This window comes from Selenihalanaerobacter shriftii (assembly GCF_900167185.1).
Classification (GTDB): Bacteria; Bacillota; Halanaerobiia; order Halobacteroidales; family Acetohalobiaceae; genus Selenihalanaerobacter; species Selenihalanaerobacter shriftii.
Window position 1 is genome coordinate 1 of sequence record NZ_FUWM01000032.1, and the last position, 19069, is coordinate 19069.

A 19069-nucleotide genomic window follows, 5' to 3' on the forward strand; every position below is an offset into this window, starting at 1 on the left:
TTGTGGTGATTTAATTATATTACAGTTTGGTCCACTATGGGCATTTTTTTATTAATTTTTTATTAGTTCAAGTTAATTTTACAATGAAGCAATATAATGATAATAAAAAACCACCTAAAAATATATTAGATGGTTAAAAACGTTTATATTTACTTTGCCAAATTATTAACTATTTAACAAATTCTTAGCTTAACTCTTTAGAAACAATAACTTTTTCATTAGAATCTAAAGTAGGTCACCATATTTCTATTGCCTTTGCTTGAATAGAAATAGATTGTGGAAAACCATCTAAAACAACACAAAGATCATTCAAATTTGACTCGGGAATAGGATTTTTCAAATAAATTACTGATAATTTTTGACGAGAGCTGCCTTTAATTGCTAGTACTTTAACCATCATACTCTCCCTCTTTTAAAATTAAACATAGTCTTAAGATATTAAAACAATTAGGCCCTATTATCTATAGATAATAGGGCCAATAACTAATCAAGGGCTTTTTTAAGTCCATTAGTTATTTCTTTTAAAGTATTTTCATCCGGTACATAATTTACTTTTATTTTATCCAATAAATCAAAACCACTCTTCTCTAAAAGATCAGCTACATGGTCAATACTTTCGCCACTCCATCCATAGGAACCAAAAGCTAAACCTGTCTTTTTACCATAAATTAATCCTTGTAAATAAGTTAAAAAACTAGCTACCGAAGGAAGCATATTATTATTTAGAGTCGGCGAACCAACGCAGACATATTCAGCCGTTAAGATATCAGTCATAATATTTGAAATATGATTAGTATCCAAATTTTTCATGCTAATGTCTATCCCTTTAGCTTCAAAAGCATTTTGAATTGCATAAGCAATTTTTTCAGTTGAATCCCACATTGTGTCATAAATAATTACAGCTTTTTCTTTATTTTCTTTGGTAACCCACCACTTATATTTTTCAACTATATCTGTAATAAATGAACGCCAAATAAGACCATGAGAAGGGGCAATCACTTCGATATCTAAATCAACAACTTTTTTTAAAACATTCTCAACTTGAAAGCTATAAGGGAATACTATATTAGCATAATATTTCTTAGCTTCCTTAATAGCAATATCACAAGAAACTTCATCGACAAATCGCTCCGAAGAAGCAAAATGCTGACCAAAAGCATCATTGGAAAATAGTATTTTATCATCGCCTGAATAGGTAACCATATTATCTGGCCAATGAACCATAGGAGTCAAGATAAAATCTAAATTTCTTTCACCGATATTTAATTGATCTCCGGTAGTAACTGTTTTAAAATTCCACTCTTCATCATAATCAATATGTAAATTCTCTCTCCCTTTAGGTGAAATAATCACTGTAGCATTTTCAGCTACTTCCATTACTTTATCCAAACTACCTGAATGATCCATCTCAACATGATTAGTCACTACATAATCTATCTTTGCTGGATTAATAATTTTTGAAATTCTTTCTAGCATTTCATCAGCAAAATTCTCTTTTACAGTATCAACTAAAGTAATTTTATCATCTACAATTAAATATGAATTATATGTAGATCCTTCTTCAGTTAAATAACCATGAAAATTTCTTAAATCATAATCAATTGCTCCTACCCAATGAATATTCTCCTTTATTTTTACAGGTTCCAAAAATTTAAGCCTCCTCCTTAATAAATTGACTTTTGTCTACTCCGCATACTGGACAAACCCAGTCTTCTGGTATATCTTCAAATGAGGTTCCAGGTTCTACACCAGTTTTAGTAGACCCCTCTTCGGGACTGTAAATATACCCACACACTGTACAACGACACTTATCCATGATTATTACCTCCTATATATACTCTCTTTTAATAAAAGTAATTTAATTAGACTCATCAAATTCAAATATAATTAATAAATAGGTAGCCTATTAAATTAATATTAAATTATCATCCACAACAATTACCACTTATAATTTTTTATTTTAACTCCCTACTTTAAAAATTTACTTCTAATAATAATAGGATCTATTATTAATTATAACATCATCTTTTATATTTATCAATTTTTTTCTTCAAACAATAATTTTATTCTGATTTTAGAGTAAATATACTTTCTTTTTAAACAAAATTATAGACATAAATTTACTATCGTAAAAATAATATTATTAAGTAAATCCTTTAATTTAATTTTAAGCATAAATATCCATTGACATCAATATTATTATATAAATAAAGTAAAGATTTAGGGAGGTTTTATTTTGAGTATAATAAGTAGTAAAAAAGCAGCCTATTTAAAAGCAGCAGTTGCTATTTCTATTACTATCTCACTAATTGTTTTCTCCGAACGAAGTTTTGAAGCAGCTGTCCATGGGTTACATACTTGGTGGGAAATTGTATTCCCAGCTTTGCTTCCATTCTTCATTATGGCTGAAATTTTGATGGGATTAGGTGCAGTACATTTTTTAGGGGCATTGTTAGAACCTCTAATGAGACCGATTTTTAAAGTACCCGGTGTAGGGGCTTTTGCTTTTGCTATGGGATTGGCTTCAGGCTATCCCATTGGTGCTAAAATTACCGGTAACTTGCGCAGAAGAAAATTATGTACACAAGTAGAGGGAGAAAGACTTGTTTCATTTTGTAATACTGCAGACCCGCTTTTTATGATCGGTGCTGTTGCTGTAGGAATGTTTAGTAAGCCGGAACTAGGAGTTACTTTAGCTGTAGCTCATTATATTTCCTGTATTATAGTTGGTCTAACCATGAGATTTTATAACCCCTCCCAAGGAAATACAGATATTAAAAATACACCTATAAAAGAAGATAATATATTTAAACATGCCTTTAATGAACTTTACAGAGCACGAAAAGACGACGGACGTCCTTTAGGAGAATTATTCGGAGATGCAATTACAGAATCTATAAATATCTTACTTTTAGTCGGAGGATACATTATTCTTTTTTCAGTATTTACCGAAATATTACATTTAATCGGGATCACTAAATTAATTACTACTCTTTTATTACCTATCATAAAGCTTTTAGGAACAGATAAATCATTAATATTACCAATCATTAGTGGAGTATTTGAAATTACTAATGGTGCAGATTTAGCTAGCCAAGTATCAGCTCCTCTATCTCAACAAGTTATTATTGCCAGTGGTATCATAGCTTGGAGTGGATTGTCTGTTCATGCTCAGGTAGCTACTATGGTCAATGGGACTGATATTAGAATTAAACCTTATATCTGGGCTAGAGTTTTACACGGAGTTGCTGCCAGTATAGTTGCTTTTTTTATCTTTGAACCTATTAAAAGCATTAGTACACAAGGAGCACTGCCTGTCTTTTTACAGCAAGGTTACCATCTTAATAATCTTTCAATTGGAATCAATTATTTTGAACGAATCAAATTCTTGTCCTTAGGTATAATCACTTTACTAAGCATTTTAATCGTTATTTCTTTCTTAATTTATCTAATAAGAAAAGTTACAATAGTTATGATTAAACTTTAGATTAAAAAGAGCTAACATTTCGATGTTGGCTCTTTTTAATTTGATTTATGCTGGTAATGTGACATTTTAAGAAAAGACTTATTCTGCTTTTTATATATTTATTATTAAACTTCTAATAACTCAAATCCTGTAGCTGGGTCTATCCTCCGTTGAGCTGAACTATTAATAAGTTCTAATATTATAACCTCACCAATATGCCAAATATCAATTCCTTCTCTCGTGCAACCTGTAACCGTTTCTCCATCACGACCAAAAGCAGAGTGAAGGTGTAATTTAGGTATTTCATCTTCATTAACAAATATTGTTCCTACTCCTACTGCTTCACTAACACCAATTAACTCATTAACTTGTGGAATAGGATCTTTAGCAGAGCCATCTTCAGGTCCTACCACAACTTTACTATCTTTATCTGCTCCTCCAATAAATAATACTGTTGCTGAGCCAATCTGCTTGTCTTTGGCAAACTTCTCAATAGTTCCTGGTATTTGATCTCCATTTTCAAGACGAAGAATAAATATTCTCCCGATACTCGCTTCTGAATATTGCACTATTATCTCCTCCTCATATATTTCAAAATCCCTATAATAATTTGTTAATTAATATATTCTTATTTACAATATTTCTTCTAAAACCTCTCCTGCATCTTTGACTAAATTAGAACAAACTTTATCAATTAATTCTTTCTCTTTGACTATTTCCATTCCTTCTTCAGTGCTTATATCACAGCCAAGCAATTTTATGCAAGTAATATTTTTATTTTTTGTTTTAAATTTATTAATAAATTCTTGAGCCTTAGCCTTAACTTTCGCTTTTTCTTCAGGGTCAGATACTATTACCCCATCTTTAAGTCCAACCACCATTAGTGCACCAGTCACTACTCCACAAGTTTCTCCCATACCGCCTATCCCACCACCAAAAGGTCCAGAAATCTTAAGAGCGGTCTCTTGATCTAACCCAAATTTTGGAGCATATGCTGCAAATACAGCTTGTGAACAACTAAATCCTTCTTTAAAATAATCCATAGCTTCTTTAATATTACTCATCCTGTTATACCTCCTATTTCATTTATACTATGATTAATGCTTTATAAATTAAATATTAATAAAAATGTAATCATAAATTATCTACTTTAATAATTGTTGTAAATCTACTTTAATATTATGAAGATTACTCTCCATAATATCAAATGAGTGTTCCTTAAAAACTTCCATATCTTTTAATCCTGAACCAGTTAACATAAGTAAAACTTTTGCATCATTTGCAATATCACCACTTTGCTTAAGCTTTTTAACAGCATATACAGACGTTGCAGCAGCAGGTTCTACAAAATAACCAGCTTTACCTAATACCTTTTGCGATTCTAAAATTTCTTCTTCAGTCACATCTTCAGCAAGCCAATTAAACTCTTTGGCCTTATGTATAATTTCATTCCCACCCATAGGAGTTCCACTGGTAATTGCTTCAGCAATAGTTGTAAAGTTAGAGAACGACTGAATCTGAGTCTTTCCTTCTTTAATAGCACTAACAATAGGACTATTATTTTTAGCCTGTACAATAATCATCTTAGGTAACTTATCAATAAATCCTGCTTTCTTTAATTCCCTATAACCTTTAAAAATACCTCTAATATGACCACAGGCTGAAGTCGGAACTGTAATATAATCAGGAACAGTACCTTCCATCTGTTCATAAAGCTCGAAAGCAGTCAACTTATATCCTTCTACTCTAATAGGTCCATTTCCGGAAACAATTCTTAAACCTAATTTCTTAGCTAATTTTAGTATTCGTTTTTTCATGAATGAATAATCAGGTGCTTTCACCTTAATCACTTTTGTTCCATGAATAGTCATAGCCTTAATCTTTTCTATAGGTGTAAATTCTGGAACAAAAACAATAACATTAATTCCTGACTTAGCTCCATAAGCCGATATTGAATTCCCCATATTCCCTGTTGAAATTGTAGCTGTTACCACTTCCTCCATCTCCTTAGCCATAAATATACAAGCTAAAGAACCTCTATCTTTAAAACTCCAAGTTGGATTTTGAGTTTCATTCTTGAGAAATAAATCTTTAACTCCAGTAAATTTTTGTAAATAATCGTTACCTTGAATTAACGGAGTATTGCCTTCACCTAACGAAAATTCTTTACTCATTCTAGTAAAAGGAAGAAAATCAACATACCTTTCCCACAAATATTTCCCAGACTTAATTCTTGCTTTATTTAATTCAGGAATAAATACTTCTAATGTTTCATCATTAACCGCAACTTCTTCAATTCTATCAAATGGATATTCATTATTAGATATAGTTGATATTAATCTTCTTGATTGTTTTATTCCTTTAATATAAATCCCTCCTAATAGGTTAGCTATTATTTCATCTCCTACCATTATCACGTCTTCATTATAAAAACTAAATCATACAAATCCATGCATACGATGTAATTCTTTACTTACCGCTTGAGCTCCTTCTCTAAATTAACTCTATTTTACTTAAGTAATCTCTTGTAGTTTATATAGTACCTAAAAATCAATTTCTATATAAAAATATTTGTACTATAATAAATTTTATAATTATAATAGTTAAGGATTAGCAATTAAAGAATTATAATTTACTCCCTTTAATTTACTAATCCTCTATTACGTAATTTATTCATTAAACCAAAAATAATTAATTTTGATTCTCTATAATTTCTAAAAGTACAACAATTAATAAAAAAAATGCTCCAAATTCAAAGACACCATTAATGCTACTACAAAATGCTTCTAAATTTATATTTAATAATCTTCTATTCATAAGTATTATCGCTTTTACTTTTTAAAAAAGCGCATTTTCACTCCTTTCTAATAATTCAATAAATAAATTAAAAAACAAAATAATCAAGAACTATTATTATAATAGCCTTGATTATTTTGATAAAACATTAATATTCTATGGAATGTTACGGTGTTAAAACTCCACCTAAAGCCTCAAATAAAAACTGGATAATGAATATGGTAATTATTAAATTAATTAAATTTTCAATAGAGGTTGGTGGTTGCTGCGAAACCCCAAACATATACGTCACCTCCCTTTTATTATCAATTAATTCTTTATAGTTCTGATAAATCTATATCATTCTGTTGAGCTAATAAAAGGATCAATTGCTCTAATTGAGAAGGATCTGCTTTATCTAATCCGCCCGCATTTTCAATCTCATCTATAATTGCCGTAATTATTTTAATATTATCATCGGATAATGCATCTCCAAAGTTACCAATTAGAAATTTTACCTCTTCTAATGATTGAGGTTTTGAAATACCATTCATATTATTGATCCTCCTTATTTATTCATCATCTAAATCTACAACATCATTAGATGATGAACTTGTAAGACCACCGAAAAGACCATCAAGAATACCTCCACCGTCACCTCCACCTAAAGCTGAAAATAAAAATTGAATAATAAAAATTACAAGAATTACGTCAATTAGCCCACCGAAACCATTCTCTTGTGATACTCCAGCATCATCATTCTTAGGGAAATTAAGCATGTTATGTTATTCCTCCTTCATTTTATTTATGCGCCTAATACCAATATTTTTAGGTTAAGCGCATTTCAAACCATAATTCATATTTTATAATATGTAGTCCCTACTATAAGTGTGCAATACTTTTAAATCTATTTTTAAATTAACAACCTATTCTTCAATTACATATAATGTTTATAAATAATTACTAACGAGGTGATAAAATTGATAAACCCAACTGAATCGATTGCTGAGGTTTTTGCAAATTTAGCTACGGAAGTCACTGATGAGATAATTTTTTTAGAAGATATTCAGGCTCTTAATCCAGATGTAAAACGCTTATCTAATATTAATCCTCTAGGATCAGCTTATCATATACAACAGAAAATAAGAGAATCTAATAATAATTCAAATCATAATCAAGAATAACATTAATTAAATTCATAAACTATTATCAAATAGCTCTTCCTTTGCATATAATGTATATAATTAAAATTTAGGAGGGATTAAAATGACCAATGACTTTAATGATATCACTCAAACTTTTACCTCATTAACCAATTCCTATCGACTTTTTGTCGGAGCTGCTGAAGAATTAACTAGAACTCCATCAGTACCGGAAGAAATTATTGAAGACGCTATAGTCAGAAGTGCTAAATTAGGAAGTACGTTAGATCTTCTCCTACTTTTTCAAATACTATCTATATTAACTAATAATAGAAATGAATAATAATTTAAGTATTCACATTTTTCTTAGATATACATATTATATTATGATATTACTTTCTTAAGAAAATTGAAGAAAGGTGGTGATAACTATGGCACAAATATCTCAAGAGACTTCTCTTGGTAACCTTATTAACTTAATCATCACTATCTTTATTATCCAGTTTTTATTTGAAGCCCTTGAAGGAATTTTAAATCCACCAGAAGTTTAAAAATAAAACTCCATAGCTTATATGTCGTATAATAAAAGCATTCTCCTTGGGGTTATGCAACTCCAGGGAGAATGCTTTTGATTTATATCTAAAATAAATTTATAATAAGTATACAAAAATTATTTATTAACCATAAACTGTTTTAATAACTTTTTCATAACTATTTGCATTATCATATCATTTAATGATTTGTTCATATCTTCCATAGACCCATCTATATTTGGATTCAATAGCTGTAAAATTGAATTACCAATTTTATTCTTATTATTAGTACCATTCTTAATTGCTTCTGATTGTTGATTAGTTTGCTCAGATTTATTTTGAACTTTTTGATGAGAATAATTTCTTTGATCAACTTTCATTCTAAATTCTTCTAACTTTTCAATACTATCTACCATTTGTTCTATATTATTAGCCATTTTTCTTATTCCAGGTGTAATATTCTTTAAATTGTAGCATGTTTTCATAAGAGTACTTACTTCAAAACTATTTTCATTAATTTCTTCTCGTTTTTCATCCTTTTTATCTTTAGAATCTAAACTCTCCATATTCTCAACTTCTATTTTCTCAGATTCATGTTTAGGAATTGATTTAGCCTGAATCTTTTCTTCGTTACTATCTTCCGGTTTGTTTTCTTGCCCTTCACTTATCTCTTTTTCATCTTCTACTCTTTTAATTTTATTTAATTTATCTTTTTTTACATCTATCTCTATATCTTCCCCTTTATTTGATACAATCTCCTCTAATTTATCAACTATATTGTTACTTTCCTTATTATTCTCTTCTTCTTTAGTTGGAACTGTTTCATCCTTAATAACTTCTTTACTCTCAACACTTGAAATTTGTAAAGAATCTAATTCAGTTTCTGGTTCTAAAAACTTTTTCTTTTTTGGCTTATCTTTTTTAGCATCTTTATTCTTCTGTTCTTCTTTTTGAGCTGCTCGCCATCTCTTATACCTAGACATTCTTACTTTAACTTTAGAGTTGTCTCTTTTGAAATCATCAATACTCATTTATAGATCACCTCCCTTGCTGTAATATTATGTTTTTGCTTTTTTTTATATGCTGCAATAGTTAATTCCCATTATCATGATAACTAACATACTATAGTTATTAGACCGTAATCCTAAAGGAGGTGGTATAATCAATGAATTTAAATATACTTTTAAAATTATTATTAACAACTAACCTATTAAGCCAACTAGAAATAAGTCAATTCAAAGAATATCCTCAGGCTAAAAATCTTACCCAGTATATTATTATCACTGATAAAGAATTTAATAAAAAAGAATTTAAGAGTCAAATAGAACAGAATGGAGGAAAACTAGTTAAAAAACTATCTTTAGTTAATGGTTTTGTATATCAATTTAAGAACATTGAAGACAAAACTATGATTCAATCAGTTTCTGGTATAAAAAGAATAGAAAAAGATACCTTTTTACAAGTTAATTCTAAAAATGATATGAAATCTTGGGGATTAAAAGCAATTGATGCACTTAATGCTTGGGCTCATTTTCGTGAAGTTAGGGTTGGTATTATTGACACTGGTGTCGATCTAAACCATTATGATCTAACCCCTGTTCACAATGGACTCAATACAATTAATCATAAAACATTACCATATGATAGCCATGGTCACGGTACCCATATCTCTGGAATTATTGGCGGTAGAAAAAATGGCAAAGGAATTTTAGGTATTCTTCCCGATGTTGAAATTTATCCTATTAAAGCATTTAATAGGAATGGAGAAGGCCGATTATCTTCTGTAATTGAAGGAATAGAATGGAGTATCAAAAATAATATTAAGATACTAAATATGAGTTTTGGAACTACTGAAGATAATTCTAGCTTAAAAAAAGCAGTAAAAAAAGCATATAAGTCAGGTATCACTATGGTTGCAGCCTCTGGTAATAAAGGTAGAAAAACTATAGATTATCCAGCTAAATATCCAGAGGTAATAGCCGTGGCTGCCATAAATGAAAGAAAAAAGATTGCTAACTTTAATAATTATGGAGAAGGATTAGACCTCTTGGCTCCAGGAGTTAATATTAAATCTACTTGGAGAAATAATAGGTTTAGAACTCTTAATGGAACGTCAATGGCAACTGCCCATGTAACTGGAGCTATCGCTTTATTAATTAGTATTTTTAAAGATTTAAATCCTAAACAAACTAAAGAATTATTAATTAAAGGGGCTTCATCTATACCCTCAGTTCCTAAAGAAAAACAAGGAGCTGGAATAGTAAATATTTTAAAAACTATGAAATTAGCAGAAAAACAATTTATGAAAAAATAAAAAGTGATAAGCGATAAGTTCACATCCCATCTTATCGCTTATCCATATTTCAAATATGCTCATTAAATAGAATTGCAACTTTATATCATCTGTTTTAAGAGCATTTGCATTATTGCTTTCATTAATATATCATTCAATGAGCCTTGACCACCATCACCTGTTTGAGACAGCAATGAAAGTAAATCTAAATTATTAGTTTTACTTTCATTATCCAATTTAGTCTCCTTCTGACTATAATTATTTTGTAAATCTAATTGATTCTCCTTGGAACTAGCATTTCTATAATCCTTATTGGCAAGTTGAATCATCGGTTCAACAGTTTTAACCAATTGTTCAAGATCGTCAGCAAAAGTTCGTAGCATACAAGCAGTATCCTTTAAATTAGAACACGTTGAAATAACTGGACTAATATGATATTCTTCTTCAGAGTTAGCACTTGTTGACTCTTCATCATTAACTGATTCCTGCTCCTTTGCTTCTTTATCATTAAATTCATCCTCAGATTGATTATTCTTTATCTCTTCATTCTCAGTTAACTCTTCTTGTCCATCCATCTTGTAATCCCTCCTTTCTGAAATTATATTCATCTATTACCCTCTCTATATCTCTTAATATTCAATTTAATGAGATTACTCTATTATAAATAATTAACTAAATTATTAATTAATAGATATTCACATTTTGTTCAGATATACATATTATAATATGACATTACCTATAAAGATTAAAGAAAGGTGGTGACAACTATGGCTAGTATATCTCAAGATACTTCTCTAGGTAGCCTTATTGATTTAATTATCACTATATTTATAATCCAGTTCCTATTTGAAGCTCTTGGAGGAGTTTTAACACCATAAGTTTTTAAAAACCTATTTTGATCAGATGTCCATAGTTTATATTATTAAAACGTTCTTTCTGGTATTACTTTAAATCTTAAACCAGAAAGAACGTTTTTTATTGACAATTATGAGACCTTTTGATAGACTATAATTTATAGTTATTCTAATGTAATGACTGATAAAATACATATGATAAGTGAGGTTAAATTATGTTTATGTACGTTGCTTCTATTATATTGATAGTAATTTCAAATATTATGTATAATGTATCTCAAAAAGCAACACCAAGTAATGCTAATCCTTTTTCCGCATTATTTATTACATACTTAACAGCAGCAATACTAACTATTATTACGTCACAATTTTATAAAACTGACACAGGATTTTTCCAATCATTTAATGGATTAAATTGGACTAGTATTATACTTGGAATATCAATCGTTGGGCTTGAATTTGGTTATCTGCTTGCATATAGAGCAGGATGGGATATAAGTGTGGGGTCTTTAGTAGCTAATGTTTCCCTGGCAATTATGTTAATACCCATAGGAGTTATATTCTTCAATGAAGGATTTGGACCTCACAAAATATTAGGAATAGTACTCTGTATCATTGGATTAATAATTATTAATAGATAGATATCTTGTAAATGGTTTTTAGATTATTTAAATCTTAAACCAACTTATCTTTCTATCAAAAACAAATCCCAGTTTAGTTGCTAAGCTTTCAGATTTGAAATTATCAATTTCAATATTTAAAAAGACTTCTTTATTCTCACTTCTTTGCTTTTGTATTAAACATTTTGTAATCTCCTCGGCATATCCTTGTCTCCTATATTCAGGAAGCACATGCAAAAAACCTAATGCATTATCATCATGGGTTAATCCCCATGCTATAAGTTTATTATTTTTAGTTATTCCAGCAGATACTCCCTGATTGATACGTTCTTGTATGTATTTAATGGAAGTAACCTCTTTATAATGAGAATTATTATATATATAATTTGCATCTGAACTTTTAAGTCGTTTAACCCTATTGTCTAATACCCCAATTTCTAGATGTTCGGGAAAAATAAAACGCTTAGTCTGTAATTCCCATTCTACATCCTTATTCTTCTGTATAATAGGTTTCATCCAGCTTTCAATTGAGGCAAAATACTTTGTTTCATATTTATATTTATTGATAAGATGAATTAGCTCATCTTTATCCTCACTAGAAACATAGGCCCATAGGTGATCACTTTTACCTAAGATAATGTAGGAATTCCCTACTTGATATACTTTTTTTATTGGATAATTCTGAACAAACCCTAATGCGCTTATGTCCCGAGGTAAATTTTTGCTAAGTTTATTTTCTAGATTATGATTCATTTCTATCTCAAACCCACCCTTCCCGCTTTAGCATTATTAAAGCAAGTAGTAGTTAGACAATAATCTATTTATTAACCATTTATTATTTGAATAAAAGAATATCCTAGCTTAACACCAAAAAATATTAAAATTATTCCACAAATTATATTTATCCCCTTAACAATACTATTATTTAATTTATCTCTTAGAATCAATGTTATAGTTGATATAAAGATAAACCATATGAAAGATGCGCTGCTAAATCCTAGTATAAAATACTTAGACATTTGAACAGGAATTGAAGTCTGATAACTTCCTAATAATAACGAACCATCTATCACAGCTTGAGGATTTAGCCAAGTCACAATAAAAGAAGTGGTTATAATTTTAATTATTGAATCACTCACTTTCACATCATCTCTTACATCTGATGAAGAACGAACTAAACTAATTCCAATATGCATAACTAGGATAGAACCTACTAATAAAATAGCTGATTTCAATATTGGAACATTTTCAATCAATAATCCTATTCCAAAAAAACAGGCAAGAGCAAGTGTAATATCAAAGAATATTGTCACTAATGCTACTTGATAAGTCTTGATTTTATTACCTTTCATTGCAGTATTTATTACATATAAATTCTGCATACCTATCGGTGCAACATATGCTAGTCCTAAAAATAATCCTTGTATCAAATAGTTATACATCTTTTATCTCCTATTCTTAATAATCTTTTTCAGCAAAGATAAAAACATCCCATAAAACTTAAGTATAACTTTCCTTTCTCTTTTAAATATTTAGCAGCCTTTTCTAAAAAATTTATCATCTCTTCAAATGTTGAAATTCTGTAAATACTATCATATCACCTGCAAATAAGTCCCAAATTATATTTATACATCATAACTAAATGTCGTTACAGGTATGACTTTTTTAAGCGTTATTAATAATAAATTAATTTAATTGAAATACTAGAAGGAAAAATATAAAATACTAATAAGTAATTAATATAGCGTTATTAATTTGTTTGATATAGGGGGAATAGAATTTGATTAAAATATTAAAATGGACTGCTGCAATTTATCTTTTAATTTCCGGTTTTAAAGATTTTGCTGCTGGCAATCAATCATTAGCAATTTTTGAAGGTGGAGTAGGCGTTTTTTATATTTACAGCTTGTTAACTGGTAAAACCTGAGGAACTTAATACTTATACTAGCCAGTTAGGCTAGAAAGCTTATTTTAAGCAAAAATTATTGGCTGGCAATTATGAAATTTTATTTTGTTTTCTAGTAAAAATTTCAAATTGCCAGTCTCTATCCATTTTTATTCATCCAAACCTCTTCTAATATCCTAATTCCATTCTTCTTTTAAAATTCCATAAACAATATGATTTACAAAATGATTATGTGTTCCTAGGTGATAATCTAGATGACACCCATCAAGTAAGTATTAATTTAAAATTAGTTTATCGTTTTTTGATGATTTAAGCTTTATATTTAATCCATTTTCTCAGCTAATATCTGTCCAGCCTTTTCAAGCTTAATCCTAATATTCTTCATTTTATCATTATCTTCTGGATATTGATCACATAAGTTAGGCATTTTTACTTTTGAAACTTCTATTGGTAAATCATACATATTAACTAAACCACCAACCTGACATTTATGTCCATAACCACAGGTAAAACAAGCATATTCTCCCTGTACTTCTATTTGAGAAACTTTTTCTATACGAGCATCATTAAAAAATCTTTCAATATCTTTAATTACTGCTGTTGAATCCCCATCACCACTAACTCCAACTATGACTCCTGATTTATTCTGTAAAGGAAACTTTTCATTATGTCGAGTACTAAAACAGACTCGCTCCCAAAAAGCTCTTCCTTTAGCATTCATTCCTTCCCAATACTCTGGAGCTCCAAAAACAATTCCTTGTGCTTGTTGAATAGCTTCTAAAATTTGATTTACTGAATCATCTTTAACGCATTTATGAGTTTCTATACAACCATTACAGCCATCACAGGTTAACACCTCAAAATTAGAAAGAGAATAAAAATCAAATGATAAACCGCTACCTTCAAGCACCGTTTTTACAGCATTTTCTGTTATTTTTTCTTTTCTCCCAGCACTAATACCTATGATTTTATTTTCACTCATAATTTGTCCCTCCTATGTATGCTTCAAATATTTATTATTAACTTAAATTATCTTTTCGAATAAATAATTAGCTTAGAAAGAATTGACTATTAAAAATATCATGTATATCGACATAATAAATAAAAATTCTTTACTCCTTTAACTTTATATATTCTTTTAAATCTGAATTTAGTATTTCTTCTAACTCTTGCCAATTATCACGATTCGTTTCAGTAAATAAAAAGGCAAAAACAGCATGTTCCCTATAATCTATCTTTCTTATCTCTAAAGGATTTTCAAAATGTGAAACAAATCCTTCATAATTGATACCCTCAATATTATTTATCTTTATATCTCCTGGTAGATCAGCAACTACAATACTATAAATTTTATCCTCTTTATCCTTAAGTATTTCTTCCCAATTAGGCTCCTTTTGCTTGAAAAAATATTCATAAACATTTATTCCATAAGCATAATAAGCTATATCAGTTGTACACCAACCTGCAAACCTCATTGGATTTACTTCAATGGGGGTTACCTGTTTATCTTTATCAACTCTAAACTCTACATGCATCGGAAAATTACATAGGTTAACTAAATTACCCATTTGAGATAAAAAGTCTAAAAATAAACTATAGTAATTTTCTATTATTTCTTTTGAAGTTATATAAACTCGATCACTAACATCTTCACCTGAAGAAAAAATATGCTTAAAAATATTTAAAATTACTGGTTCTCCTAAATCATTGTAATATACATCAATAGCAAATTCTTCACCTCCTATATTCTCTTCTATAATAAATTTGCTAGAATCTATTACTTCAATAGGATATTTCCCTTTCATCCTCTTAACTTCTCTTTTCAATTCCTTTACTACATTTCCCCATTCATCAACACTATTAACTTTATAAACCCCCATACTAAAAAAACCAATTGAAGGTTTTATAATAAAAGGTTTTCTTATTTCTGTTATATCTATCTCTTCTAATTCACTAAAACTTATTTCTTTATAGAAAAAATTAGGATAAATATCTTTTAATAATTTCCGAAACTCAACTTTATCCTTGAAAATGTTAATCTTTTCCGGCAAATCAGTAAAGGATAAATTATTAGCTATCCAATTAATTGGATTTTCTGAGTTGCTATAAATAAAAAATTCTTCATTTTCTTTAAACTTCCTAATAAATTCTTCATCTTTTAAATAATCAATATCATTAGTTAGCCCAAATTCTTTTATAGCATCATTTTTTAAAACAGGCAATTCCATTTCTACAATCGTATTTTCTAAAAACTTCGAAATATATGGTTTGTCCAAAATTAGCATCTTCATCATCCTCTCAATATTTAACATTATATTGCACTTTCAATTAACGTTTTTGATACTGACCACACTCGTAAAAACTTATAGTTTTCAAGTAAAAATCAAATTTTAATAAAATTGAATTCTTTTTTAGGTGATTTAACACTGACTTGAACATTATTATCTTGAGACAAAGAATTAGGCAATATGTAAACTGCCATTCCTGCTTTATCAATGCTTAATTCATCATTTTTATTTTTAATTTGTTTCCTTCTCAATATTATTGATTAGTTTTCTATAGCGGTCAAAAACTCCTTCTTCTAAACAATAACACACTCTAGGTCCATCTATCCTTCCTTTTATCCAACCAGAGTACTTAAGTATTTTTAAATGTTGCGAAACAGTAGATTGTGAAATAGGTAATTGATCAACAATACTACTTACCATACAACGATTATCAGCAGGTAAATCAGTTAAAATTTGAAGTATTTTAATCCGATGAGGATGTCCTAATGCTTTAGATAATTGTGCAAAATTTTCTTGCCAAGTGTTATTAGTTTGTTGTAACATTATATCTCCCCTCTACTATTTAATGTGACTTTTGAGCTGTAATATAAGCAGAAAAAATGAAGCTCTCAGTATTAATTTCAGATGACCAGTCTTTAACAATTTCTTTACTATTCTCTTTTTTTATAATTTTAATATTTTCTAAATTAGTTTTTTCTAATGTTTTTTTAAACTTTTTAGGTGGTAAAGCACCAGCAATACAACTACTATAATTCTCTATATTATTTTTTATCTTTTCAGGAAATTCACCTTTCTTTAATATATCTGAAATGGCTAATGTCCCTCCAGGTTTCAATACTCTACAAATTTCATTAAATACAGCTTCTTTATAAACTGATAAATTGATTACACAATTAGAAATTACAACATCAACTGAATTATCTACTACTGGAAGATTTTCAATTTCTCCTAATCGAAAATCAACATTTGTAAAATTATTCTTCTTAGCATTTTTTCTAGCTTTACTAATCATTTCTGGAGTCATATCCACCCCAATAACTTTTCCCTTTGAACCAACTTCTCGAGCAGCAAGAAATACATCAAAACCAGCTCCACAACCTAAATCAAGTACTGTCTGCCCTTGATTTAAATTTGCTATAGCTCTAGGATTCCCACTACAACATCCACTACTACAGCAACCTGTATTTTCCCCTTTAGCTACTTGAGAATAATTATTCATTATCTTTTCTCTAATTTCATCTTTAGAGTTAGCCATTTTTATCCCCTCCTAAATTCATAATAACACATTAATCGTCAATCGCCAATTAACGATTTTAGATAGTAGGCTGGTGCAATGCCTGATAAGCGATGTAAGAAAAGAAAACAGTGGAAAAAGACGAATCAAAAACGCAAAATTCCCTTATAAAAAGTATTTAAGCGATATAGTAGCTGAATATTTACCTGATAGTGCTAAGGAAAAATTGATATGTTTTACAATAAATCACTACTTATCCTACTTTTACGCATCTAGCTAGATGTGGTAAATCGATGTTATGTGATGTTGGCGGTCATTAGAAAAATTAACTTCCCATTTTATATTAAGTTTCTAATAAATAATTAGAACCCCCTTGCTTTTTAAACTTATTTGTCTACCCCAAAAAATTAATAATAGTTCTACTTATAATTAAATAAGTCTCCCTTCCAAAAAACAAATATAGAATATATGTATACTTTATATCATAATTATGATATAATATTACTAAACAGAATGATAAAGGAGTGATTTTATGCCAACTATTAAACCTGTTTCCGAGCTTAGAAATAACTTTAAAAAAATATCAGAACTCTGCCATGAAGAAGGCGAACCAGTCTTTTTAACTAAAAATGGTCACGGCGATATGGTTGTTATGAGTTTAGGTTTATATGAAAAACAACAAGCACTTCTTGAATTATACCAAAAACTTAGTAAAGCTGAAACAGAAAGTTTATCAGAAGCACCTAAAACCTCACATGACAAATTAATGAAAGAAATGAAGGCTAAGTTAAATGAGTAATAAAGAATTTCAAGTCAATTATTTACCTATCGCTAAAAAAGACCTAGAAGAAATAATAAAATATATTCAAACTGATAATCCTAGTGCTGCTTTAGACTTCCTTAATCAAATCGATGAAACTATTTCAAAATTAAAAGAATTTCCTTACATGGGGAAAACACCAAAAGATGAACATTTAAAATTCCTTAATTATCGTATGTTAGTTATTGAAAATTACTTAGTCTTTTATACAGTAAAAGAAGAAGTAACAGAAGTTGAAATAAAAAGAATAATACATGGTAAAAGAAAATATAACTTTCTAATTTGAGGTCCTAGTTCATAATATTAGGACTTCTTTTTTATATAGGTTTCCAGACAGTCTAACATACATAATAAATATCCTAAAATTCTGCAACTTGCCTTAATGAAAATACTCTATTATAAAAATTAAACTTAAAATGGAACGTCATCAAAAAAATCATTATTCAAATTGTCCTGAGAATCATCTGATGTATCATCCTGATTAGTTTCACTGTATTTTTCCTCATACTCTTCCCAGGTGATACCATATGGAACCCCATTAGATGTATACCCAGCAATAAAATAAAACTTTGCATTTTGCCAAGAAGGATCATCTATTAATTCCTCTTTCTTGCTTCTTTTTCTCTCTTTAGCAGCTTTTCTTTTCGCTTCTTCTTGTTTCAATATCTGTTTTTTATATTTTTCATTGATTTCGTGCCCTAACATCTCTAACTCTTTTATCGCACATATAAAATCAACTCCAAACCATTTTTTATATCCTCTTACTAAATTCTTACCCTCATATGTTGGAATCCATTTTTTTGCTGCTTGTAATCTACCTTTTCTATTTAACCGTTTGCGCCTTGGTGTTGACAATATAATTCCTCCTAGCTTTCTTAACCTAAATAGGAACGCTAGTTGCCCAGCACAGATCCCGGCGTGCGGAACTACCGCACCGGGCTCTTCAGATTGCACTCCCTTCCGTAATCAGCTATTTCAAATAGCTTTTTGGTATTTCTATAGTGAGGTTGGCACTAGTTATCCGGCCTTGCGCGTCCGGTTAATGTTTCCTTTGATGGGTTCATATTCCTGTCACCCCTTCCCCATGTAACTAGCTTTCCTAGTCTCAGAGTACTATGAGTCAATCCGACTTCCTACA

At 29.3% G+C, this 19069-nt stretch carries 25 protein-coding genes; 8 read left to right on the forward strand and 17 right to left on the reverse strand.

The window, feature by feature from the left end; genetic code table 11:
- Positions 1-235 precede the first annotated feature (235 nt).
- The 3 genes from B5D41_RS14175 to rd all read right to left on the reverse strand — a co-directional run bounded on the left by B5D41_RS14175 (position 236) and on the right by rd (position 1816).
- Complete coding sequence (locus B5D41_RS14175) at positions 236-400, reverse strand: hypothetical protein (RefSeq protein WP_159442966.1); 165 nt, start codon at positions 398-400, stop codon at positions 236-238.
- Positions 401-483: 83 nt separating this feature from the next.
- Positions 484-1647 (reverse strand): FprA family A-type flavoprotein, encoded by a 1164-nt coding sequence (locus B5D41_RS12980; RefSeq protein WP_078811062.1) that lies wholly within the window; start codon positions 1645-1647, stop codon positions 484-486.
- Positions 1648-1651: 4 nt separating this feature from the next.
- Positions 1652-1816, reverse strand: a complete 165-nt coding sequence (gene rd / locus B5D41_RS12985; protein ID WP_078811063.1) for a rubredoxin — start codon at positions 1814-1816, stop codon at positions 1652-1654.
- Positions 1817-2236: 420 nt separating this feature from the next.
- Here rd and ylbJ point away from each other — a divergent pair, with 420 nt between their 5' ends.
- A complete protein-coding gene (gene ylbJ, locus B5D41_RS12990; RefSeq protein WP_078811064.1) occupies positions 2237-3487 on the forward strand; it encodes a sporulation integral membrane protein YlbJ in 1251 nt (416 codons plus the stop codon).
- A gap of 104 nt (positions 3488-3591) precedes the next feature.
- Here ylbJ and B5D41_RS12995 read toward each other — a convergent pair whose 3' ends face one another.
- The 5 genes from B5D41_RS12995 to B5D41_RS13015 all read right to left on the reverse strand — a co-directional run bounded on the left by B5D41_RS12995 (position 3592) and on the right by B5D41_RS13015 (position 7020).
- Positions 3592-4035, reverse strand: a complete 444-nt coding sequence (locus B5D41_RS12995; RefSeq protein ID WP_078811065.1) for a PPC domain-containing DNA-binding protein — start codon at positions 4033-4035, stop codon at positions 3592-3594.
- Between the two features lie 63 nt (positions 4036-4098).
- The gene (locus tag B5D41_RS13000) at positions 4099-4530 is read right to left on the reverse strand and encodes a C-GCAxxG-C-C family protein (RefSeq protein ID WP_078811066.1); all 432 of its coding nucleotides are present in this window, start codon (positions 4528-4530) and stop codon (positions 4099-4101) included.
- Positions 4531-4611: 81 nt separating this feature from the next.
- Positions 4612-5877, reverse strand: coding sequence for a threonine synthase (gene thrC, locus B5D41_RS13005; protein ID WP_078811067.1), 1266 nt, complete (start codon positions 5875-5877; stop codon positions 4612-4614).
- A 702-nt stretch (positions 5878-6579) separates the two neighbouring features.
- Positions 6580-6795: a hypothetical protein gene (locus B5D41_RS13010; RefSeq protein ID WP_078811068.1), complete on the reverse strand. Its 216-nt coding sequence runs from the start codon at positions 6793-6795 to the stop codon at positions 6580-6582.
- An 18-nt stretch (positions 6796-6813) separates the two neighbouring features.
- Complete coding sequence (locus B5D41_RS13015; RefSeq protein ID WP_078811069.1) at positions 6814-7020, reverse strand: hypothetical protein; 207 nt, start codon at positions 7018-7020, stop codon at positions 6814-6816.
- 201 nt (positions 7021-7221) lie between these two features.
- Here B5D41_RS13015 and B5D41_RS13020 point away from each other — a divergent pair, with 201 nt between their 5' ends.
- Both B5D41_RS13020 and B5D41_RS13025 read left to right on the forward strand, forming a co-directional pair.
- Positions 7222-7425: a hypothetical protein gene (locus tag B5D41_RS13020; RefSeq protein WP_078811070.1), complete on the forward strand. Its 204-nt coding sequence runs from the start codon at positions 7222-7224 to the stop codon at positions 7423-7425.
- Positions 7426-7507: 82 nt separating this feature from the next.
- The gene (locus tag B5D41_RS13025; protein WP_078811071.1) at positions 7508-7726 is read left to right on the forward strand and encodes a hypothetical protein; all 219 of its coding nucleotides are present in this window, start codon (positions 7508-7510) and stop codon (positions 7724-7726) included.
- A 327-nt stretch (positions 7727-8053) separates the two neighbouring features.
- Here B5D41_RS13025 and B5D41_RS13030 read toward each other — a convergent pair whose 3' ends face one another.
- Positions 8054-8947, reverse strand: coding sequence for a hypothetical protein (locus tag B5D41_RS13030; RefSeq protein WP_078811072.1), 894 nt, complete (start codon positions 8945-8947; stop codon positions 8054-8056).
- Between the two features lie 134 nt (positions 8948-9081).
- Here B5D41_RS13030 and B5D41_RS13035 point away from each other — a divergent pair, with 134 nt between their 5' ends.
- Positions 9082-10230 carry a S8 family peptidase gene (locus B5D41_RS13035; protein WP_078811073.1) on the forward strand — a complete coding sequence of 383 codons (1149 nt, stop codon included), beginning with the start codon at positions 9082-9084 and terminating at the stop codon, positions 10228-10230.
- Between the two features lie 80 nt (positions 10231-10310).
- Here B5D41_RS13035 and B5D41_RS13040 read toward each other — a convergent pair whose 3' ends face one another.
- A complete protein-coding gene (locus B5D41_RS13040; RefSeq protein ID WP_078811074.1) occupies positions 10311-10784 on the reverse strand; it encodes a hypothetical protein in 474 nt (157 codons plus the stop codon).
- Between the two features lie 494 nt (positions 10785-11278).
- Between B5D41_RS13040 and B5D41_RS13045 the strand changes: the two genes are divergently transcribed.
- Positions 11279-11704, forward strand: a complete 426-nt coding sequence (locus B5D41_RS13045) for an EamA family transporter (protein WP_078811075.1) — start codon at positions 11279-11281, stop codon at positions 11702-11704.
- Positions 11705-11731: 27 nt separating this feature from the next.
- On the opposite strand, the gene B5D41_RS13050 is transcribed toward B5D41_RS13045, so the two are convergent.
- On the reverse strand, positions 11732-12436 hold the full coding sequence (locus B5D41_RS13050; RefSeq protein ID WP_078811076.1) for a GNAT family N-acetyltransferase: 705 nt from the start codon (positions 12434-12436) through the stop codon (positions 11732-11734).
- A gap of 71 nt (positions 12437-12507) precedes the next feature.
- Entirely contained in the window at positions 12508-13125 is a 618-nt protein-coding gene (locus B5D41_RS13055; RefSeq protein WP_078811077.1) for a LysE/ArgO family amino acid transporter, read from the reverse strand.
- Positions 13126-13463: 338 nt separating this feature from the next.
- Between B5D41_RS13055 and B5D41_RS14180 the strand changes: the two genes are divergently transcribed.
- A complete protein-coding gene (locus tag B5D41_RS14180; protein ID WP_159442967.1) occupies positions 13464-13610 on the forward strand; it encodes a hypothetical protein in 147 nt (48 codons plus the stop codon).
- A gap of 301 nt (positions 13611-13911) precedes the next feature.
- On the opposite strand, the gene B5D41_RS13060 is transcribed toward B5D41_RS14180, so the two are convergent.
- From B5D41_RS13060 to arsM, 4 genes are all read right to left on the reverse strand, one after another.
- Positions 13912-14571, reverse strand: a complete 660-nt coding sequence (locus tag B5D41_RS13060) for a flavodoxin family protein (RefSeq protein ID WP_078811078.1) — start codon at positions 14569-14571, stop codon at positions 13912-13914.
- A gap of 130 nt (positions 14572-14701) precedes the next feature.
- Complete coding sequence (locus B5D41_RS13065) at positions 14702-15874, reverse strand: ATP-grasp domain-containing protein (protein WP_078811079.1); 1173 nt, start codon at positions 15872-15874, stop codon at positions 14702-14704.
- 234 nt (positions 15875-16108) lie between these two features.
- Positions 16109-16420 (reverse strand): ArsR/SmtB family transcription factor, encoded by a 312-nt coding sequence (locus tag B5D41_RS13070; protein WP_078811080.1) that lies wholly within the window; start codon positions 16418-16420, stop codon positions 16109-16111.
- Between the two features lie 19 nt (positions 16421-16439).
- Positions 16440-17132 carry an arsenite methyltransferase gene (arsM, locus tag B5D41_RS13075; protein ID WP_078811081.1) on the reverse strand — a complete coding sequence of 231 codons (693 nt, stop codon included), beginning with the start codon at positions 17130-17132 and terminating at the stop codon, positions 16440-16442.
- A 511-nt stretch (positions 17133-17643) separates the two neighbouring features.
- On the opposite strand from arsM, the gene B5D41_RS13080 reads away from it, so the two are divergent.
- Together B5D41_RS13080 and B5D41_RS13085 are read left to right on the forward strand one after the other, a co-directional pair.
- Entirely contained in the window at positions 17644-17910 is a 267-nt protein-coding gene (locus B5D41_RS13080) for a type II toxin-antitoxin system Phd/YefM family antitoxin (protein ID WP_078811082.1), read from the forward strand.
- The gene (locus B5D41_RS13085) at positions 17903-18217 is read left to right on the forward strand and encodes a type II toxin-antitoxin system RelE/ParE family toxin (RefSeq protein ID WP_078811083.1); all 315 of its coding nucleotides are present in this window, start codon (positions 17903-17905) and stop codon (positions 18215-18217) included. Before B5D41_RS13080 ends, B5D41_RS13085 begins: the two co-directional genes overlap by 8 nt.
- Before the next feature lie 125 nt (positions 18218-18342).
- On the opposite strand, the gene B5D41_RS13090 is transcribed toward B5D41_RS13085, so the two are convergent.
- Complete coding sequence (locus B5D41_RS13090) at positions 18343-18786, reverse strand: hypothetical protein (RefSeq protein WP_078811084.1); 444 nt, start codon at positions 18784-18786, stop codon at positions 18343-18345.
- Between the last annotated feature and the right edge of the window lie 283 nt (positions 18787-19069).